At 74.3% G+C, this 14,143-nt stretch carries 12 protein-coding genes; 7 read left to right on the forward strand and 5 right to left on the reverse strand.

Features of this window, described 5'->3' with window-relative positions; genetic code table 11:
* Positions 1-273: 273 nt before the first annotated feature.
* The 4 genes from ACN265_RS02745 to ACN265_RS02760 all read left to right on the forward strand — a co-directional run bounded on the left by ACN265_RS02745 (position 274) and on the right by ACN265_RS02760 (position 4,994).
* Positions 274-3,537 (forward strand): nitrate- and nitrite sensing domain-containing protein, encoded by a 3,264-nt coding sequence (locus tag ACN265_RS02745; RefSeq protein WP_421405930.1) that lies wholly within the window; start codon positions 274-276, stop codon positions 3,535-3,537.
* On the forward strand, positions 3,534-3,941 hold the full coding sequence (locus ACN265_RS02750; protein ID WP_030329975.1) for a roadblock/LC7 domain-containing protein: 408 nt from the start codon (positions 3,534-3,536) through the stop codon (positions 3,939-3,941). The genes ACN265_RS02745 and ACN265_RS02750 overlap by 4 nt, the downstream gene beginning before the upstream one ends.
* Positions 3,942-4,027: 86 nt before the next feature.
* The gene (locus tag ACN265_RS02755; protein WP_204924884.1) at positions 4,028-4,390 is read left to right on the forward strand and encodes a DUF742 domain-containing protein; all 363 of its coding nucleotides are present in this window, start codon (positions 4,028-4,030) and stop codon (positions 4,388-4,390) included.
* Complete coding sequence (locus tag ACN265_RS02760) at positions 4,371-4,994, forward strand: GTP-binding protein (RefSeq protein WP_088647419.1); 624 nt, start codon at positions 4,371-4,373, stop codon at positions 4,992-4,994. Before ACN265_RS02755 ends, ACN265_RS02760 begins: the two co-directional genes overlap by 20 nt.
* A gap of 48 nt (positions 4,995-5,042) precedes the next feature.
* On the opposite strand, the gene ACN265_RS02765 is transcribed toward ACN265_RS02760, so the two are convergent.
* From ACN265_RS02765 to ACN265_RS02785, 5 genes are read right to left on the reverse strand one after another with little or no spacing between them, the layout of a single operon-like run.
* Positions 5,043-6,131, reverse strand: a complete 1,089-nt coding sequence (locus ACN265_RS02765) for a uroporphyrinogen-III synthase (RefSeq protein WP_204924885.1) — start codon at positions 6,129-6,131, stop codon at positions 5,043-5,045.
* Positions 6,131-6,478 carry a nitrite reductase small subunit NirD gene (gene nirD / locus ACN265_RS02770; RefSeq protein WP_420117439.1) on the reverse strand — a complete coding sequence of 116 codons (348 nt, stop codon included), beginning with the start codon at positions 6,476-6,478 and terminating at the stop codon, positions 6,131-6,133. Before nirD ends, ACN265_RS02765 begins: the two co-directional genes overlap by 1 nt.
* Positions 6,475-9,039: a nitrite reductase large subunit NirB gene (gene nirB, locus ACN265_RS02775; RefSeq protein ID WP_421405931.1), complete on the reverse strand. Its 2,565-nt coding sequence runs from the start codon at positions 9,037-9,039 to the stop codon at positions 6,475-6,477. Before nirB ends, nirD begins: the two co-directional genes overlap by 4 nt.
* A gap of 29 nt (positions 9,040-9,068) precedes the next feature.
* Positions 9,069-10,505: an FAD-dependent oxidoreductase gene (locus ACN265_RS02780; protein WP_420117441.1), complete on the reverse strand. Its 1,437-nt coding sequence runs from the start codon at positions 10,503-10,505 to the stop codon at positions 9,069-9,071.
* Positions 10,502-12,559, reverse strand: coding sequence for a molybdopterin oxidoreductase family protein (locus ACN265_RS02785; protein WP_421405932.1), 2,058 nt, complete (start codon positions 12,557-12,559; stop codon positions 10,502-10,504). Before ACN265_RS02785 ends, ACN265_RS02780 begins: the two co-directional genes overlap by 4 nt.
* 240 nt (positions 12,560-12,799) lie before the next feature.
* Between ACN265_RS02785 and ACN265_RS02790 the strand changes: the two genes are divergently transcribed.
* The 3 genes from ACN265_RS02790 to ACN265_RS02800 all read left to right on the forward strand — a co-directional run bounded on the left by ACN265_RS02790 (position 12,800) and on the right by ACN265_RS02800 (position 14,110).
* Positions 12,800-13,498: a class I SAM-dependent methyltransferase gene (locus ACN265_RS02790; protein ID WP_421405933.1), complete on the forward strand. Its 699-nt coding sequence runs from the start codon at positions 12,800-12,802 to the stop codon at positions 13,496-13,498.
* Positions 13,499-13,569: 71 nt separating this feature from the next.
* Entirely contained in the window at positions 13,570-13,827 is a 258-nt protein-coding gene (locus ACN265_RS02795) for a DUF6364 family protein (RefSeq protein ID WP_088647412.1), read from the forward strand.
* The gene (locus ACN265_RS02800) at positions 13,805-14,110 is read left to right on the forward strand and encodes a type II toxin-antitoxin system PemK/MazF family toxin (RefSeq protein WP_204924891.1); all 306 of its coding nucleotides are present in this window, start codon (positions 13,805-13,807) and stop codon (positions 14,108-14,110) included. The genes ACN265_RS02795 and ACN265_RS02800 overlap by 23 nt, the downstream gene beginning before the upstream one ends.
* The last annotated feature ends 33 nt before the right edge of the window (positions 14,111-14,143 follow it).

Here is a 14,143-nt window from a genome sequence, read left to right on the forward strand (position 1 = left end):
CGAATCTCACATTGTGGGGACATCAGATATTTACCCATGCTCACTCATCAGAGGCGAACGAACACTCTGGAGTGACATGCCCTGTTCAGGGGCGGCCTGCTCAGCAGGGAAAATGGTGACCAGACCACTGGTCGCCCGATTCCTGTCCGAACGCGGCTTCCCAAACAGGATCTTCTCTGATGAAATCGCGGCCGTGCCGCGCGTGGCGCTGTCCGTCGCACCAGGCGCGGGTCGGCGGGTCAGGCGTATGGAAGATACGACGGAGGCGATGTCGTGAGCACCGGACCGACGACCCTGCCCGAGCCAGGCGAAAACGCCCGACCCGAACGGGAACGCCGACTGCCCCGGTTGCGGGATGCGCGGATTCGTTCCAAGCTCGCTCTCATTCTGGTCGTACCGGTCGCTGCGGTCATCGCGTTGGCAACAATCCGACTTGTTTCCACTACCGAGGGTGCTGTCGACGCGACCCAGATCCGGTCGCTGACCGCACTGTCCATCGACGTCTCCGCGCTGACGCAGGATCTGCACAAGGAACGGATGGCGGCCGCCGCCTACCTGGCGAACCCGCAGCTGCGCCCGGACGACTACAACCTGCGGGTGCGGGCCACCGGCGAGCGGATCAACGAGTACCGGGCCGAGCGGGCCGACCTCGGCGAGGTCCCGTCCGCCGTACGGGACCGGCTCAAGGTGATCGACGACCACCTGCGCACGCTCGACGCCACCCGGCAGGAGGTGCTCGACCGCCGGCAGATGCCGGTCGCCGAGGCCACCCTGCGGTACGGCGTGATCCTCACCGACCTGGTCTCGTACGGCGACACCCTGGCCCAGTTGCCCGGCCAGGAGAGCCTCGCGGACGCCCGCCGCGCGGTGGCCGCGTTCAGCCGGGCCAAGTCGGCCGTCGCCGAGGAGGAGGCGGTCGCCTACACCGCACTGGTCGGCGGACGCCTCGACGAGGAGCAGTTCTCCTCCTTCGTGGCGACCCTGACCAGCCAGCAGGAGGCGCTGCTCGGCTTCGCCCTCGCCGCCGACCCCACCCAGCGCGCACTCGTCAACAGCGCGGTCTCCGGTGACGCCGTCGGCCTCGCCGACCGGGTGGCCGCCGACATCACCCGCTCGGTCGGTCAGCGCAGCCCGGTCAGCGCCGGTGACGCCAGCGCCGCGATCGGCGCGGTCAACGACCTGATGCGGTGGACCGAGATCCAGCTCCAGGACACCCTGCTCACCCGCTCCGAGCAGGCCCGCAGCGACGTCATCCAGCAGGCCGTCATCGAGTCGGTGCTGGTGCTGCTCACCCTCATCGTGGCGATCACCCTCGCGGTGGTGCTGGCCCGCTCGCTCAACCACTCGCTGCGCCGGCTGCGGGAGGGCGCGCTGTCGGTGGCCAACCACGACCTGCCGGACGCGGTCAAGCGGCTGCAGAACATGGGCAGCGTCGGCGACGGCGGGGTCGACGAGATCGTCCGCCAGGTGCGGGACCCGATCCGGTTGACCAACCGGGACGAGGTCGGCCAGGTGGCCCTGGCGTTCAACGTCGTGCACCGGGAGGCCGTCCGGGTCGCCGCCGAGCAGGCGGCGCTGCGGACCAGCGTCTCGGCGATGTTCCTCAACCTGGCCCGGCGCAGTCAGACCCTGGTCGACCGGATGATCGGCGAACTGGACGCGATCGAGCGCGGCGAGGAGGACCCGAAGCGGCTCGCCCAGCTCTTCGAGCTGGACCACCTCGCCACCCGGATGCGCCGCAACGACGAGAACCTGCTGGTCCTGGCCGGTGCCGACTCGGCCGTGCCGCGCCGCGACGACGCGCTGCTGGTCGACGTCCTGCGCGCCGCCCAGTCCGAGGTGGAGCTGTACAACCGGATCGAGTTCGGCACCGTCGACACCGACATCTCGGTCGCCGCCCACGCCGTCAACGACGTGGTACGCCTCGTCGCCGAGCTGCTGGACAACGCCACCCGGTTCTCGCCGCCCACCACCACCGTGGTCGCCGACGGCCGGCGCATCCGCGACTACGTGCTGATCCAGATCGAGGACCGTGGCCTCGGCCTCACCGACGAGCAGCTCGACTCGCTCAACCGCCGACTCGCCGCCCCGCCGACGGTGGACGTGGCCGCCTTCCGGCTGATGGGTCTCGCCGTGGTCAGCCGGCTCGCCAGCCGGTACAGCATCCGGGTGGAGCTGCGCCGCAACGTCGAGGGCGGCACCGTCGCCCAGGTGACGCTGCCCAACGCCACCGTGGTGCTCCCCGCCCACCGGGGTCGGGACCAGGCGATCAGCCGGCCCCGTCAGCCGCTGGCGGTCGAGCAGCCGCCCGCCCCCGCCGGTATCGGCGGGGCCCTCAACGGGGCCCGCAGCGCGTCGGCGACCCTGACCGACCAGTGGCGCAACACCCCGCCGGCCCCGGCCCCCTGGCAGCCGCCGGTGGACGCCCGGGACACCGCCCCCGCCGTGCAGTTCGGCGGGCCGGTCTCCGCCCCGCCGTTCGCCCCGGCCCCCACCCCGGCGACCGCCGACTCCGGATTCAACGCGTTCTCGGCCGGCAGCCCCACGGTGGCGAACCCGACCATCGACCCGCTGCCACGGCGGGCCGCGCCCGGCGAGCCCGCCCCGGTGCTGCCGACCGGCCCGGTCGCCGGTGCCGCACCGCACCCGACGGAGTCGTACGGCGCGGGCGCCATGCCGTTCGCCGGCGCACCGGCCGCGGCCCCGTACGCGGGAGCACCGGCGGCGACCCCGTTCGCCCCGGCCGCCGCCGCGTCGTTCGCCCCGGCCGCCCCGCCGGCCGCGTACGCCGCCCCCGCCGCGCAGCCGTACACCGCGCCGGCCACCTCGTACGCCCCGCCGGCCCCGTCGACGCCGGTGGTGGCCCGCCCGGACCGGCCGGCCGACTCGCCGATCTTCCGGGAGATGGAGGCGGTGTGGTTCCGGTCCCACGGGGACGACGCCACCGCGATCTTCACCCGGCCCCGGTTCGACGAGGAGCCGCCGACCGCCCCGGTCCGCCCGAACGGCGCGACCACGCCGTCGCGCCCGCCGCTGCCCACCCGGGTGCCGACCGCGCCGACCGCCGCCGGCACGCCGACCGTGACGCCCGCCGCCCCGGAAGCGCCGGCCGCGACCGGTCCGGTACCGCCCGCCGCGACCGGTCCGGTTCCGCCGGCCGCGACCGGTCCCGTACCGCCCGCCGCCACCGCGTCGCCGACATACGGCACACCCCCGCCGGCCGCCCCCGAGGCACCGGCGACCCCGCCGGCCACCGACGCCGACGCGTGGCGGACGGCGGCCGACGACGGCTGGACCCGGGCCAGCCAGGCGGCCGAGCCGGCCAACGCCGGCACCACCCGGTCCGGCCTGCCCAAGCGGGTTCCCCAGGCACAGCTCGTGCCCGGCGGGATCGAGCCGAAGAGCGGCCGGGACCGCAGCCGCCGCACCCCCGACGAAGTACGCGGCCTGCTCTCGGCCTACCACCGCGGCGTGCAGCGCGGTCGCACGGCGGGCGCGGACCCCAACAGCACCTCGACCAAGGAGACGAACCGATGAACAGGCCAGCTGCCATGCAGGACATGGGTTGGCTGCTCACCAACTTCGCCGACAGCGTGGCGGGTATCGCCCACGTGGTGGCGGTGTCCGCGGACGGGCTGCTGCTCGCCTCCTCGCGGGACCTGCCCGCCGACCGGGCCGACCAGCTCGCGGCGATCACCTCCGGCGTGGTGAGTCTGACCGAGGGTGCCGCCCGGATGTTCAGCGCTGGCGGGGTGCTGCAGACAGTGATCGAGATGGACAGCGGCTACCTGTTCCTGATGTCGATCAGCGACGGGTCGTCCATGGCGGTGCTCGCCGCCCGCAGCTGTGACGTGGGTCAGGTCGGCTACGAGATGGCGCTGCTGGTCGAGCGGGTGGGCGCGGCGCTGGTGCCGCTGCCGCGGGACGCCGTGCGTTCGTAGCCACGGCGGGGGTCGGGCGCGACCGCGTCCGGCCCGAGTGACGAAGCATCCGGGCCCGGACCCGGGCGGGAGGAGGTGATCGAGGGATGGACCCCCGGCGGGACCCACGTGGAGCGCTGGTACGTCCGTACGCGGTCACCCGGGGCCGCACCGAACCGAGCCGGGACATCGCGCTGGAGGCGGTGCTCAGCTCCAACGCGACCCAGGTGGCCGAGTCCCGCTTCGCCGGGCACGACAAGTACCGAATCGCCACCGTCTGCGAGGGACGGGCGCAGTCGCTGGCGGAGATCGCCGCGTACACCCGGATGCCACTGGGCGTCACCCGGGTGCTGGTCGCCGACCTGGTCGCCGACGGTCTGCTCACGCTACACACTGCCGCTCCCGCCGAGGGGTTCGAGGAGCGAATGGAAATCCTTGGAAGGGTGCTAAGTGGACTTCGCAGGCTATGACCCCGCCGGGTCGCGCCAGAGCCGGGGAATCGTCTCCGCGAAGATCGTGGTCGCGGGCGGCTTCGGCGTGGGCAAGACGACCCTGGTCGGGGCGATCTCCGAGATCACGCCGCTGACCACAGAGGCGCTGATGACCGCCGCCGGTGTCGGCATCGACGACCCGTCGAAGGTGCCCGGCAAGGAGACCACCACGGTCGCCATGGACTTCGGCCGGATCACCATGGCGCAGGACCTGATCCTGTACCTGTTCGGCACCCCCGGCCAGACCCGGTTCTGGTTCATGTGGGACGAGATCATCCGGGGCGCGGTGGGCGCCGCCGTCCTGGTGGACACCCGCCGGATCACCGACGCCTTCGCCCCGCTGGACTACTTCGAGAACCGCAAACTCCCGTACGTGGTGGCGCTGAACCGGTTCGACGGCTCGGACCTGTACGAGCCGGAGGAGGTCCGGGAGGCGCTGGCCATCTCGGCGGACGTGCCGCTGGTGATGTGCGACGCCCGCGACCGTGAGTCGGTCAAGCAGGTGCTGGTGACCGTGGTGGAACACGCCATGATCCGGCTCCAGGCCGAGCACGGACGGGGTTTCCCCACCCCGGTGGGCTGAACCCGACCCGGCCCGCCCCGCCGCGTGACGGTGGGGCGGGCACCCGGGTCACTCCACCCGGAGCCGGTAGCCGCGCTTGACCACGGTCTGCACCACCCGGGGCGCGCGCAGTCCCACCCGCAACCGGGCGACCGCCATCTCCACCGCGTGCTCGTCGGCCCCCCGGGGCAGCGTGCGGAGCAGTTCCGTCCGGGACAGCACCCGGCCGGGCCGGGTGGCCAGGGCCCGCAGCACCGCCATCGGGGCGGGGGCCAGCGGGCGCAGTTCCCCGTCGATGACGGCGGCGTGCCCGCGCAGGGTCAGCAGGTGCCCGGCCGCCTTCACGGTGACGGTACGGCGGGGCAGCTCGTCCACGATGGTGCGGACCAGTGCGCCGAGCCGGGCCCGGCTCGGCGCACTGACCGGCACCCCCCGCCGGACCAGGGGTTCGGCGGTCACCGCGCCGACGCAGCTGACCAGGACGTCCCCGCGCAACGCGGCCAGGACCGTCTCGGTCCGGTCCCCGGCGGCCCGCAGCAGCGCCTCCGCCGCCGGGGCGGAGGTGAAGGTGACGGCGTCGACCAGACGGCCGGCGACCAGGTCGATCAGCCGGTGCAGCGGGGCCGGGTCGGTCGGTGGGGCCCACCGGTAGACGGGCACCTCGATCACCGTGGCGCCGGCGGCCTCCAGCGCCTCGGTGCACTCCGGCTGCCGGTCGCCGTGCAGTTGCATGGCGATCACCTGCCCGGCCACGCCGCGCCGGCACAGGTGCTCCACCACCTCCTCGCAGCTCTCCGAGGCCGGCGACCACTGGTCGTGCAGGCCGGCGGCGCGGATCGCCCCCCGCGCCTTCGGGCCCCGGGCCACCACGTAGGCCCGGGACAGCACGCCCTTCAGCGGCTCGGCCAACCCCCAGCCCTCGGCCGCCTCCAGCCAGCCGCGCATGCCGATGCCGGTGTTGGCCATCAGCACGTCCGGCGGCCGGTCCAGGCAGGCCCGGGTGGCGTCCCGCAGGTCGGTGTCGTCGGCCAGCGGCACGATCCGCAGGGCCGGGGCGAGCACCACCCGGGCACCGCGCCGTTCCAGCAACGCGGCCAGTTCGTCGCGTCGCCGGTCGGCGGTCACCCCGATGGTGAAGCCGGCCAGTTCGTCCCGCATCACTCCTCCTGTCGCAGCCGCACCTCGACCAGGCCGCCCCGGCAGCGGACGTCGTACCGGGGCAGGGTCACCCCGGGCAGGTCCAGGCAGAGCCCGGTTCGCAGGTCGTACACCTGCTTGTGCAGGGGAGAGGCGACGGTGGGCGCCCCGTCCCGGCTGCCGACGATGCCCCGCGACATCACGTACGCGCCGCTGAGCGGGTCGAGATTGTCCACCGCGAACAGTTCGTCGTCGATCCGGAAGATCGCCACCTGGACGCCGTCGACGAGGGCCGCGACGCCCCGTTCGGGCTCCAGCCGGTCCAGCGGGCAGACCCGGGTCCAGTCGACGGTGACGGTGCCGCTCATCGCCGCACCTCCGGCAGGCCGAGGGCGACCGGCTGGCGGCGTCGGGCGGGTGCCCCGTCGGGTGGCGCGCCCCCGTCGGGTGGGACGGTGGCGGGCCGGGTGTCGCGCGTCGGCACCGGCTGGCCGCGCTCCACCGCGAAGGTGATCGACGGGTCCGGCACGTCGGGGGCGTTGACGAACGAGGTGAACCGGCGCAGCCGGTCGGGGTCGTCGAGCACGTCGCGCCACTCGTCGGAGTAGGAGGTGACGTGCCGGGCCATCGCCGCGTCGAGTTCGGCGCAGAGCCCCAGCGAGTCGTCGACGATCACCGAGCGCAGGTGTTCGAGGCCGCCGTCCATCGCCTCGATCCAGGCGGAGGTGCGTTGCAGCCGGTCGGCGGTGCGGACGTAGAACATCAGGAACCTGTCGATCAGCGTGATCAGTTCCTCGGTGGTCAGGTCGGTGGCGAACAGGTCGGCGTGCCGGGGCCGGAAGCCGCCGTTGCCGCCGAGGTAGAGGTTCCAGCCGGTGTCGGTGGCGATGATGCCGAAGTCCTTGCTGCGCGCCTCGGCGCACTCCCGGGCACAGCCGGAGACGGCGGACTTGAGCTTGTGCGGGGCGCGCAGTCCCCGGTAGCGCAGTTCCAGCGCGACGGCCAGGCCGACCGAGTCCTGCACCCCGTACCGGCACCAGGTCTCGCCGACGCAGGACTTCACCGTGCGCAGCGCCTTGCCGTACGCGTGGCCGGACTCGAAGCCGGCGTCGACCAGCCGCCGCCAGATCTGCGGGAGCTGCTCGACCCGCGCGCCGAACAGGTCGATCCGCTGCCCGCCGGTGATCTTGGTGTAGAGCTGGAAGTCGCGGGCCACCTCGCCGATCACGATCAGCTTGTCCGGGGTGATCTCGCCGCCCGGGATCCGGGGCACCACCGAGTAGCTGCCGTCGCGTTGCAGGTTGGCCAGGAAGTGGTCGTTGGTGTCCTGCAGTGACGCCTGCTCGCCGTCGAGCACGTGGCCGGTGCCCAGCGAGGCGAGGATCGAGGCCACCACCGGCTTGCAGACGTCGCAGCCCCGGCCCCGGCCGTGCTCGGCGACGAGCTGCGAGAACGTCCGGATGCCGCGCACCCGGACGATGTCGAACAACTCCTGCCGGCTGGCGTCGAAGTGCTCGCACAGCGCCGTGGACTGCTGCACCCCGGCCGCGTCGAGCAGTTGCTTGAGCATCGGCACGCAGGAGCCGCAGCTCGTCCCGGCCCGGGTGCACGCCTTCAACGCCGGCACGTCGCACGCCCCGCCGGCGATCGCCGCGTCGATGTCGTCGCGGGTCACCGCGTTGCACGAGCAGACCTGCGCCGCGCCGGGCAGCGCGGTCACCCCGCCGCCGCCCTCGCCGGCCGGGGCGAGCAGCGTCAACGGGGGAGCGGGCAGCGGCCCGCCGACGCTGGCCCGCAGCGTCGGGTAGGCGGTCGCGTCCCCGACCAGCACCCCGCCGAGCAGCGTCCGCGCGTCGTCGGAGAGGACCAGCTTCGCGTACGAGCGGGTGGCCGGGTCGGTGAACGTGACGTCCAGGCAGCCCGGGGTGGTGCCGTGGGCGTCACCGAACGAGGCCACGTCGACGCCGAGCAGCTTGAGTTTCGTGGCGCTGTCCGCGCCGGGGAAGGTGGCCGCGCCGCCGAGCAGCCGGTCGGCCACCACCTCGGCCATCGCGTACCCGGGGGCGACCAGACCGTGGCAGGTGCCGTCGACGGCGGCGCACTCGCCGACCGCCCAGATCCGCTCGTCGTCGCTGCGGCAGGCCGCGTCGACCAGCACCCCGCCGCGTGGGCCGAGGGCCAGGCCGGCGGCGCGGGCCAGCTCGTCGCGCGGCCGGATACCGGCGGCCACCACGACCAGGTCGGCGTCGACCGTGCCGCCGTCGGAGAGGTCCAGGGCGGCGACCGTGCCGGCCGGGCCGGGCCGCAGCGCGGTGGTGCCGAGCCCGAGGTGGGTGGTGACGCCCAGCTCCTCGACGTAGCGGCGCAGCATCGCCCCGCCCGCCTCGTCGACCTGCACCGGCATCAGCCGGGGCGCGAACTCCACCACGTGGGTCCGCAGCCCCAGCAGGCGCAGCGCGTTGGCGGCCTCCAGCCCGAGCAGGCCACCGCCGATGACCGCCCCGGTCGACCGGCCCCGGGCGTGCTCCCGGATCGCCTCCAGGTCGTCCAGGGTGCGGTAGACGAAGACGCCGGGCAGGTCGGTGCCGGCCACCGGCGGGACGAACGGGTACGACCCGGTGGCCAGCACGAGTGCGTCGTACGGGTGCTCCCCGGTCGCGGTGGTCACCACCCGCCGGTCCCGGTCGATCCCGGTGACCGGCTCGCCGAGGCGCAGCTCCACCCCGTCGTCGGGGGTGTGCAGGTTCAGTTCCTCGGCGGTGACCCCGTCGAAGAACGCGGACAGTCGGACCCGGTCGTACGCCGGGCGGGATTCCTCGGCGAGCACCGTCACCTGCCAGTGCCGGTCGTGGTCGCGGGCGCGCAGCGCCTCGACGAACCGCTGGCCGACCATGCCGTTGCCGACGACGACCAAACGTCCACCGGTCATCGGGTCACCTCCTCGTGGTGTCATCACGGTCATCGGGTCGTCCCCACCGAGTCCACCCCGGACAGCCAGTCGACGATGCCGCCGACGGCCTGCCGGCAGCCGCCGCAGCCGGTTCCGGCCCGGGTCGCGGCGACCACCTCGTCGACCGTCCGGGCGCCGGCCCGCCAGCAGCGGACCAGGGTGCCCTTGTCGACGTCGTTGCACTGGCAGACGGTTGCCGCGTCCGGCATCAGCGCCGGGGACGCGGCGGGTGTCGCGGGGGCGTTGCCGATCGACCGGCCGAGCAGCAGTGCCCGCCGGTCGGTGGGGACCGGGGCACCCCGGTCGAAGAGCTGCACCACCGTGCCGACCGCCGGGTTGTCGCCGAGCAGGATCGCCCCGGTGAGCCGGTCGTGGTGGATGCGTATCCGGGCGTACGTCCCCCGGGTCGGGTCGCTGAACGTCAGCTCCTCGCCGGGGCCACCGGCCGGGTCGCCCATCGCGGCCAGGTCGATCCCGGCGGCCTTGAGCCGGGTGACCACCGGCCGGGGCCGGTAGCGGGCGGCGGGGTCCTCGCCGGTGAGCAGGCGGGCCACCACCCGGGCCTGCGCCCAGGCGGGCGCGACGAGCCCGGTCGGGCCCTGGCCGGGTGGGCGGGCGCAGTCGCCGATCGCCGAGATCGCCTCGTCCGCGGTGCGCAGCCGGTCGTCGACCAGCACCCCCCGGTCGACGGCCAGCCCGGCGGCGGCGGCCAGGTCGGTGTCGGGGCGGACCCCGCAGGAGAGCACCAGCAGGTCGGCGTGCAGGGCGGTGCCGTCGGCCAGGTCGAGCCGGACCCCGTCGGCGTCGGTGGCCAGCCCGGTCGCCGGCACCCCCAGCCGGGTGGCCACGCCGAGCCCGGCCAGCGTGCCGGCGAGCACCGCGCCGGCGGTCGGGTCGAGCTGCCGTTCCATCAGGTGCGGGTGGGGGTGGACCACGGTCACCGCGAGCCCCCGGGCGGCCAGCCCGCGCGCCGCCTCCAGGCCGAGCAGCCCTCCGCCGAGCACCAGCGCGGTGCGCGCCGAGCGGGCGGTGGCGAGGATGCGGCGGCAGTCGGCCAGGGTACGGAAGACGGCCACCCGGGGCGGCAGGGCGGCCGGGTCGAGGCCGGCCAGCGGGGGCACCACGGCCCGGCTGCCGGTGGCGAGGACCAGGTGGTCGTAGTCGAGGTCGCCGTCGGGGGTGCGCACCGTGCGGGCCGCCCGGTCGATCGCGGTGACCGGCGCGCCGGTCCGCACGTCGGTGCCCTGCCCGGCGACCTCGGCCAGCTCCACGTCGGGCTCGTCGACCTTGCCCGCCAGCAGCGTGGACAGCATGATCCGGTTGTACGCCCGGTGCGGTTCCGCCCCGAGCACGGTGACCTTGCGGTCCCCGTTGCGGGCGTGCAGCTCGGTGGCGAGCCGGGCACCGGCCATGCCGTACCCGACGATCACGATGTGGCCGGTCATGCCCGCTCCACCCGGACCGCGCAGATCTTGAACTCGGGCATCCCGGAAACCGGGTCGAGGGCGTCGTTGGTGACCGAGTTGGCGCGGGCCGCCCCGGGCCAGTGGAACGGGGCGAAGACGGTGTCCGGCCGGATGGTCGGGCTGAGCCGGGCCGGTGCCCGCAGCTCACCCCGGCGGGAGGCGACCCGTACCTCGTCGCCGTCGCCGACGCCGAGCCGGGCGGCCAGGTCGGGGTGCAGTTCGACGAAGCCGTGCGGGGCGGCCCGGCGCAGCGCGTCGACCCGCCGGGTCTGCGTGCCGGACTGGTACTGGGCGAGTACCCGCCCGGTCGTGAAGTGCAGCGGATAGTCGGCGCAGACCGGCTCGGCCGCCGGCCGGTGCCGTACGGCGTGGAACCGGGCCCGGCCGGTCGGGGTGGGGAACGTGTCGGCGAAGAGCCGGGGGGAGTCCGGTCCGTCCGGGTCAGGGCACGGCCAGAAGACCCCGTCGGCGGATTCGATCCGCTCCCAGCTCACCCCGGCGTAGTCGGCGACGCCACCGGCGGAGGCCCGGCGCAGCTCGGCGAAGACGACCCTCGGGTCGGTGGGGAAGCGGTCCACGGCGGGATCGGCGGCGGGGCCGGTCGGCACCGGGTCGGGGGCGTCGAGGCGGGCCGCGAGGTCGGCGAGGACCGTCAGGTCGGTGCGGACGCCGGGCGGCGGTCGACGCAGCGCGCGGCGGCGCAGCACCCGACCCTCCAGATTGGTCATCGTGCCGTCCTCCTCGGCCCACTGGGCCACCGGGAGCACCACGTCGGCCAGTTCGGCCGTCTCGGAGCGCAGGAAATCGGCCACCACCAGCAGGTCCAGCCCGCGCAGCCGGGACTCGACCCGGGCGGCCCGGGGCGCGGAGACCACCGGGTTGGAGCCGAAGACCAGCAGCGCGCGGGGGCCGTCGGGGGTGCCGAGCGAGTCGAGCAACTGGTAGGCGGGCACCCCGGGGCCGGGCAACTCGGCCGGGTCGACGCCCCAGACCCCCGCGACGTGGGCGCGGGCGGCCGGATCGTCGATCTTCCGGTAGCCGGGGAGCTGGTCGGACTTCTGGCCGTGCTCGCGTCCACCCTGGCCGTTGCCCTGACCGGTGAGGCAGCCGTACCCGGAGTGCGGGCGGCCGGGCAGACCGAGGGCGAGGGCGAGGTTGACGTAGGCGCTGACCGTGTCGACGCCCTTGGCGTGCTGTTCGGCGCCCCGGGCGGTGAGGATCATCGCCGAACCGGCGGTGCCGAGCGCACGGGCGGTCGCCTCCAGGTCGGCCACCGGCACCCCGGAGAGCCGTTCCACCTCGGCCGGCCAGTACTCGGCGACGGTACGGCGTACCGCGTCGAAGCCCTCGGTGCGGGCGGCGACGTACTCCCGGTCGATCAGCCCCTCGGTGAGCGCGATGTGCAGCAGCGCGTTGGCGACCGCGAGATCGGTGCCGGGCAGCGGTTGCAGGTGCAGGTCGGCCTGGCGGGCGGTGGCGGTGAGCCGGGGGTCGACCACGATCAGCCGGCCGCCCCGGGCCCGCTGGTCGGTCACGTGCCGCATCAGCGGCGGCATGGTCTCGGCCGGGTTCGCCCCGACCAGCAGCAGGGTGTCGGTGCGGCCCAGGTCGGTCAGCGGGAACGGCAGCCCCCGGTCGACGCCGAAGGCACGCAGCCCGGCGGCTGCGGCCGAGGACATGCACCACCGGCCGTTGTAGTCGATGTGCCGGGTCCGCAGCGCCACCCGGGCGAACTTGCCGAGGGCGTACGCCTTCTCGTTGGTGAGCCCGCCGCCACCGAAGACGGCGACCGCGTCCCGCCCGTGGGCCCGCTGGACGGTGCGCAGCCCGTCGACGATCCGGTCCAGCGCGGCCGCCCAGGTGGCCGGGCGCAGCATGCCGGACGGATCGCGGACCAGCGGGGTGGTCAACCGGTCGGGGTGGTCGAGCAGGTCGGCGGCGGTCCAGCCCTTCTGGCACAGCCCGCCGCGGTTGGTGGGGAACTGTCGGGGCTGGACCTCGATCCGGCCGTCGTCGGTGTCCCGCAGGACCATGCCGCACTGAAGGGCGCAGTACGGGCAGTGCGTTTCCGCCTCGCGGGGTGGCTGCCCCGTTCGTGTCGCGGCGCGTGCACCGTCTGTCATGTCCGCAAAGCGTGCCGCCGGCCGGTTTCCGACCGGGGTCCCTTCTGTTTCGGTCCTGTCAAGAGCGGTTCACACCGCACCGGGGCATCGGAGCGGACGGTGGGGTCTATAATATGAGACAAGTTTCCTAATATGCGAGAGGGGTGGATCATGGACGTGACGGCGGCCTTCGATGCGGTGGCGGGCTCCTACGATCAGGCCCGCCGCCGGCTCGTCCCCTGCTTCGACGACTTCTACGGCACCACCGTCGAGGTGGCGGCCCCGCCGCTGCGGGCCGCGCTCGCCGCCGGTCGTACCCCCGAGGTGCTCGACCTGGGCGCCGGCACCGGGCTGCTCTCGCTGCTGCTCACCGCGGCGCTGCCCGGGGTGCGGGTGACCCTGGTCGACGGGGCGGCGCGGATGCTCGCGGTGGCCGCCGACGGACTGACCGCCCGGGGGGTGGTGCACCGCACCGTCGTGGCCGACCTGGCTGATCCGCTGCCCGTCGGCCGGTACGACGCCGTGGTCTCCGCCCTGGCCGTGCACCACCTCGACGACGACGGCAAACGCGCCCTATACCGGCGGGCGGCCGGCGCGCTCGTCCCCGGCGGGGTGTTCGTCAACGCCGAGCAGGTGGCCGGTCCCACCCCGACCCTGGACCGTCGGTACGACGACGTCTGGCTGGCGCAGACCGCCGCCCGGGGCTCCGACGCCGACGAGATCGCCGCCGCCCGGCAGCGGATGCGGCACGACCGTCCGGCGTCGGTGGCCGACCAGTGCCGGTGGCTGGCCGACGCCGGCCTGGTCGACGTGGACTGCTTCTACAAGGCGTGGCGGTTCGCGGTCTTCGGCGGGCGCCGCCCGGCCTGACCCGGGCCGTCGCGGGCGGCGGTCCGGGTCAGGGGATGACCGGTGGTCATACCCGGGGTAGGATCAGCGGCATGACTGCCAAGGTGACCCTCTCGTTCTCGGACGAGACGATCGAGGAGGCCCGCCGGTTCGCCAAGCGGGAGGGGCTGTCCCTCTCCGCGTGGATGGACCAGGCCGCCCGGGAGAAGGCCCTGCGGGAGGTCTTCACCGCACACGCCGAAGCGGTCGGCCGGGCCGGGCTCGACCTGGAATCCGCCGCCCTCGCCGACGCCAGTGAGGTGGGGATGGTCGCCGACGTGCTCTTCGGTGGTCGCCCGCGTGCTGCGTAGGGGAGAGGTCTGGCGCATCGAGGGCGCCCGGGAACGGCTCGGCCTGGTGATCAGCTCCGACGTCTACAACTCCACCGACGTGCCGATCGTGATCGTCGCCGAGGTGGTCGAGACGGCGCTGCTGCGGGACTCCCCGCTCGCCGTGCCGATGGGTGGCAACGTGGTCATGCCCGACCGGCTGTCCGCGCCGATGAAGAAGTGGTTCACCGAGTGCGTGGATATCGCCGACACCGAGACCATGCAGCGGGTGAACCGCGCGTTGCGCATCCTCCAGGAACTCTGACCACCTCACGGCAGGCCGCCGGGCGACGTGCGG

This window comes from Micromonospora sp. WMMD730, assembly GCF_049178955.1.
GTDB classification, from domain to species: domain Bacteria; phylum Actinomycetota; class Actinomycetes; order Mycobacteriales; family Micromonosporaceae; genus Micromonospora; species Micromonospora wenchangensis.

What these genes read in the sequence shown, in the direction of transcription:
- ACN265_RS02750 (WP_030329975.1), top strand. Translation starts at nt 3,534, where the DNA reads ATGAACAGGCCAGCTGCCATGCAGGACATGGGTTGGCTGCTCACCAAC.
- ACN265_RS02755 (WP_204924884.1), top strand. Translation starts at nt 4,028, where the DNA reads ATGGACCCCCGGCGGGACCCACGTGGAGCGCTGGTACGTCCGTACGCG.
- ACN265_RS02765 (WP_204924885.1), bottom strand. Translation starts at nt 6,131, where the DNA reads ATGCGGGACGAACTGGCCGGCTTCACCATCGGGGTGACCGCCGACCGG.
- nirD (WP_420117439.1), bottom strand. Translation starts at nt 6,478, where the DNA reads ATGAGCGGCACCGTCACCGTCGACTGGACCCGGGTCTGCCCGCTGGAC.
- nirB (WP_421405931.1), bottom strand. Translation starts at nt 9,039, where the DNA reads ATGACCGGTGGACGTTTGGTCGTCGTCGGCAACGGCATGGTCGGCCAG.
- ACN265_RS02780 (WP_420117441.1), bottom strand. Translation starts at nt 10,505, where the DNA reads ATGACCGGCCACATCGTGATCGTCGGGTACGGCATGGCCGGTGCCCGG.
- ACN265_RS02785 (WP_421405932.1), bottom strand. Translation starts at nt 12,559, where the DNA reads ATGGTCCTGCGGGACACCGACGACGGCCGGATCGAGGTCCAGCCCCGA.
- ACN265_RS02790 (WP_421405933.1), top strand. Translation starts at nt 12,800, where the DNA reads ATGGACGTGACGGCGGCCTTCGATGCGGTGGCGGGCTCCTACGATCAG.
- ACN265_RS02795 (WP_088647412.1), top strand. Translation starts at nt 13,570, where the DNA reads ATGACTGCCAAGGTGACCCTCTCGTTCTCGGACGAGACGATCGAGGAG.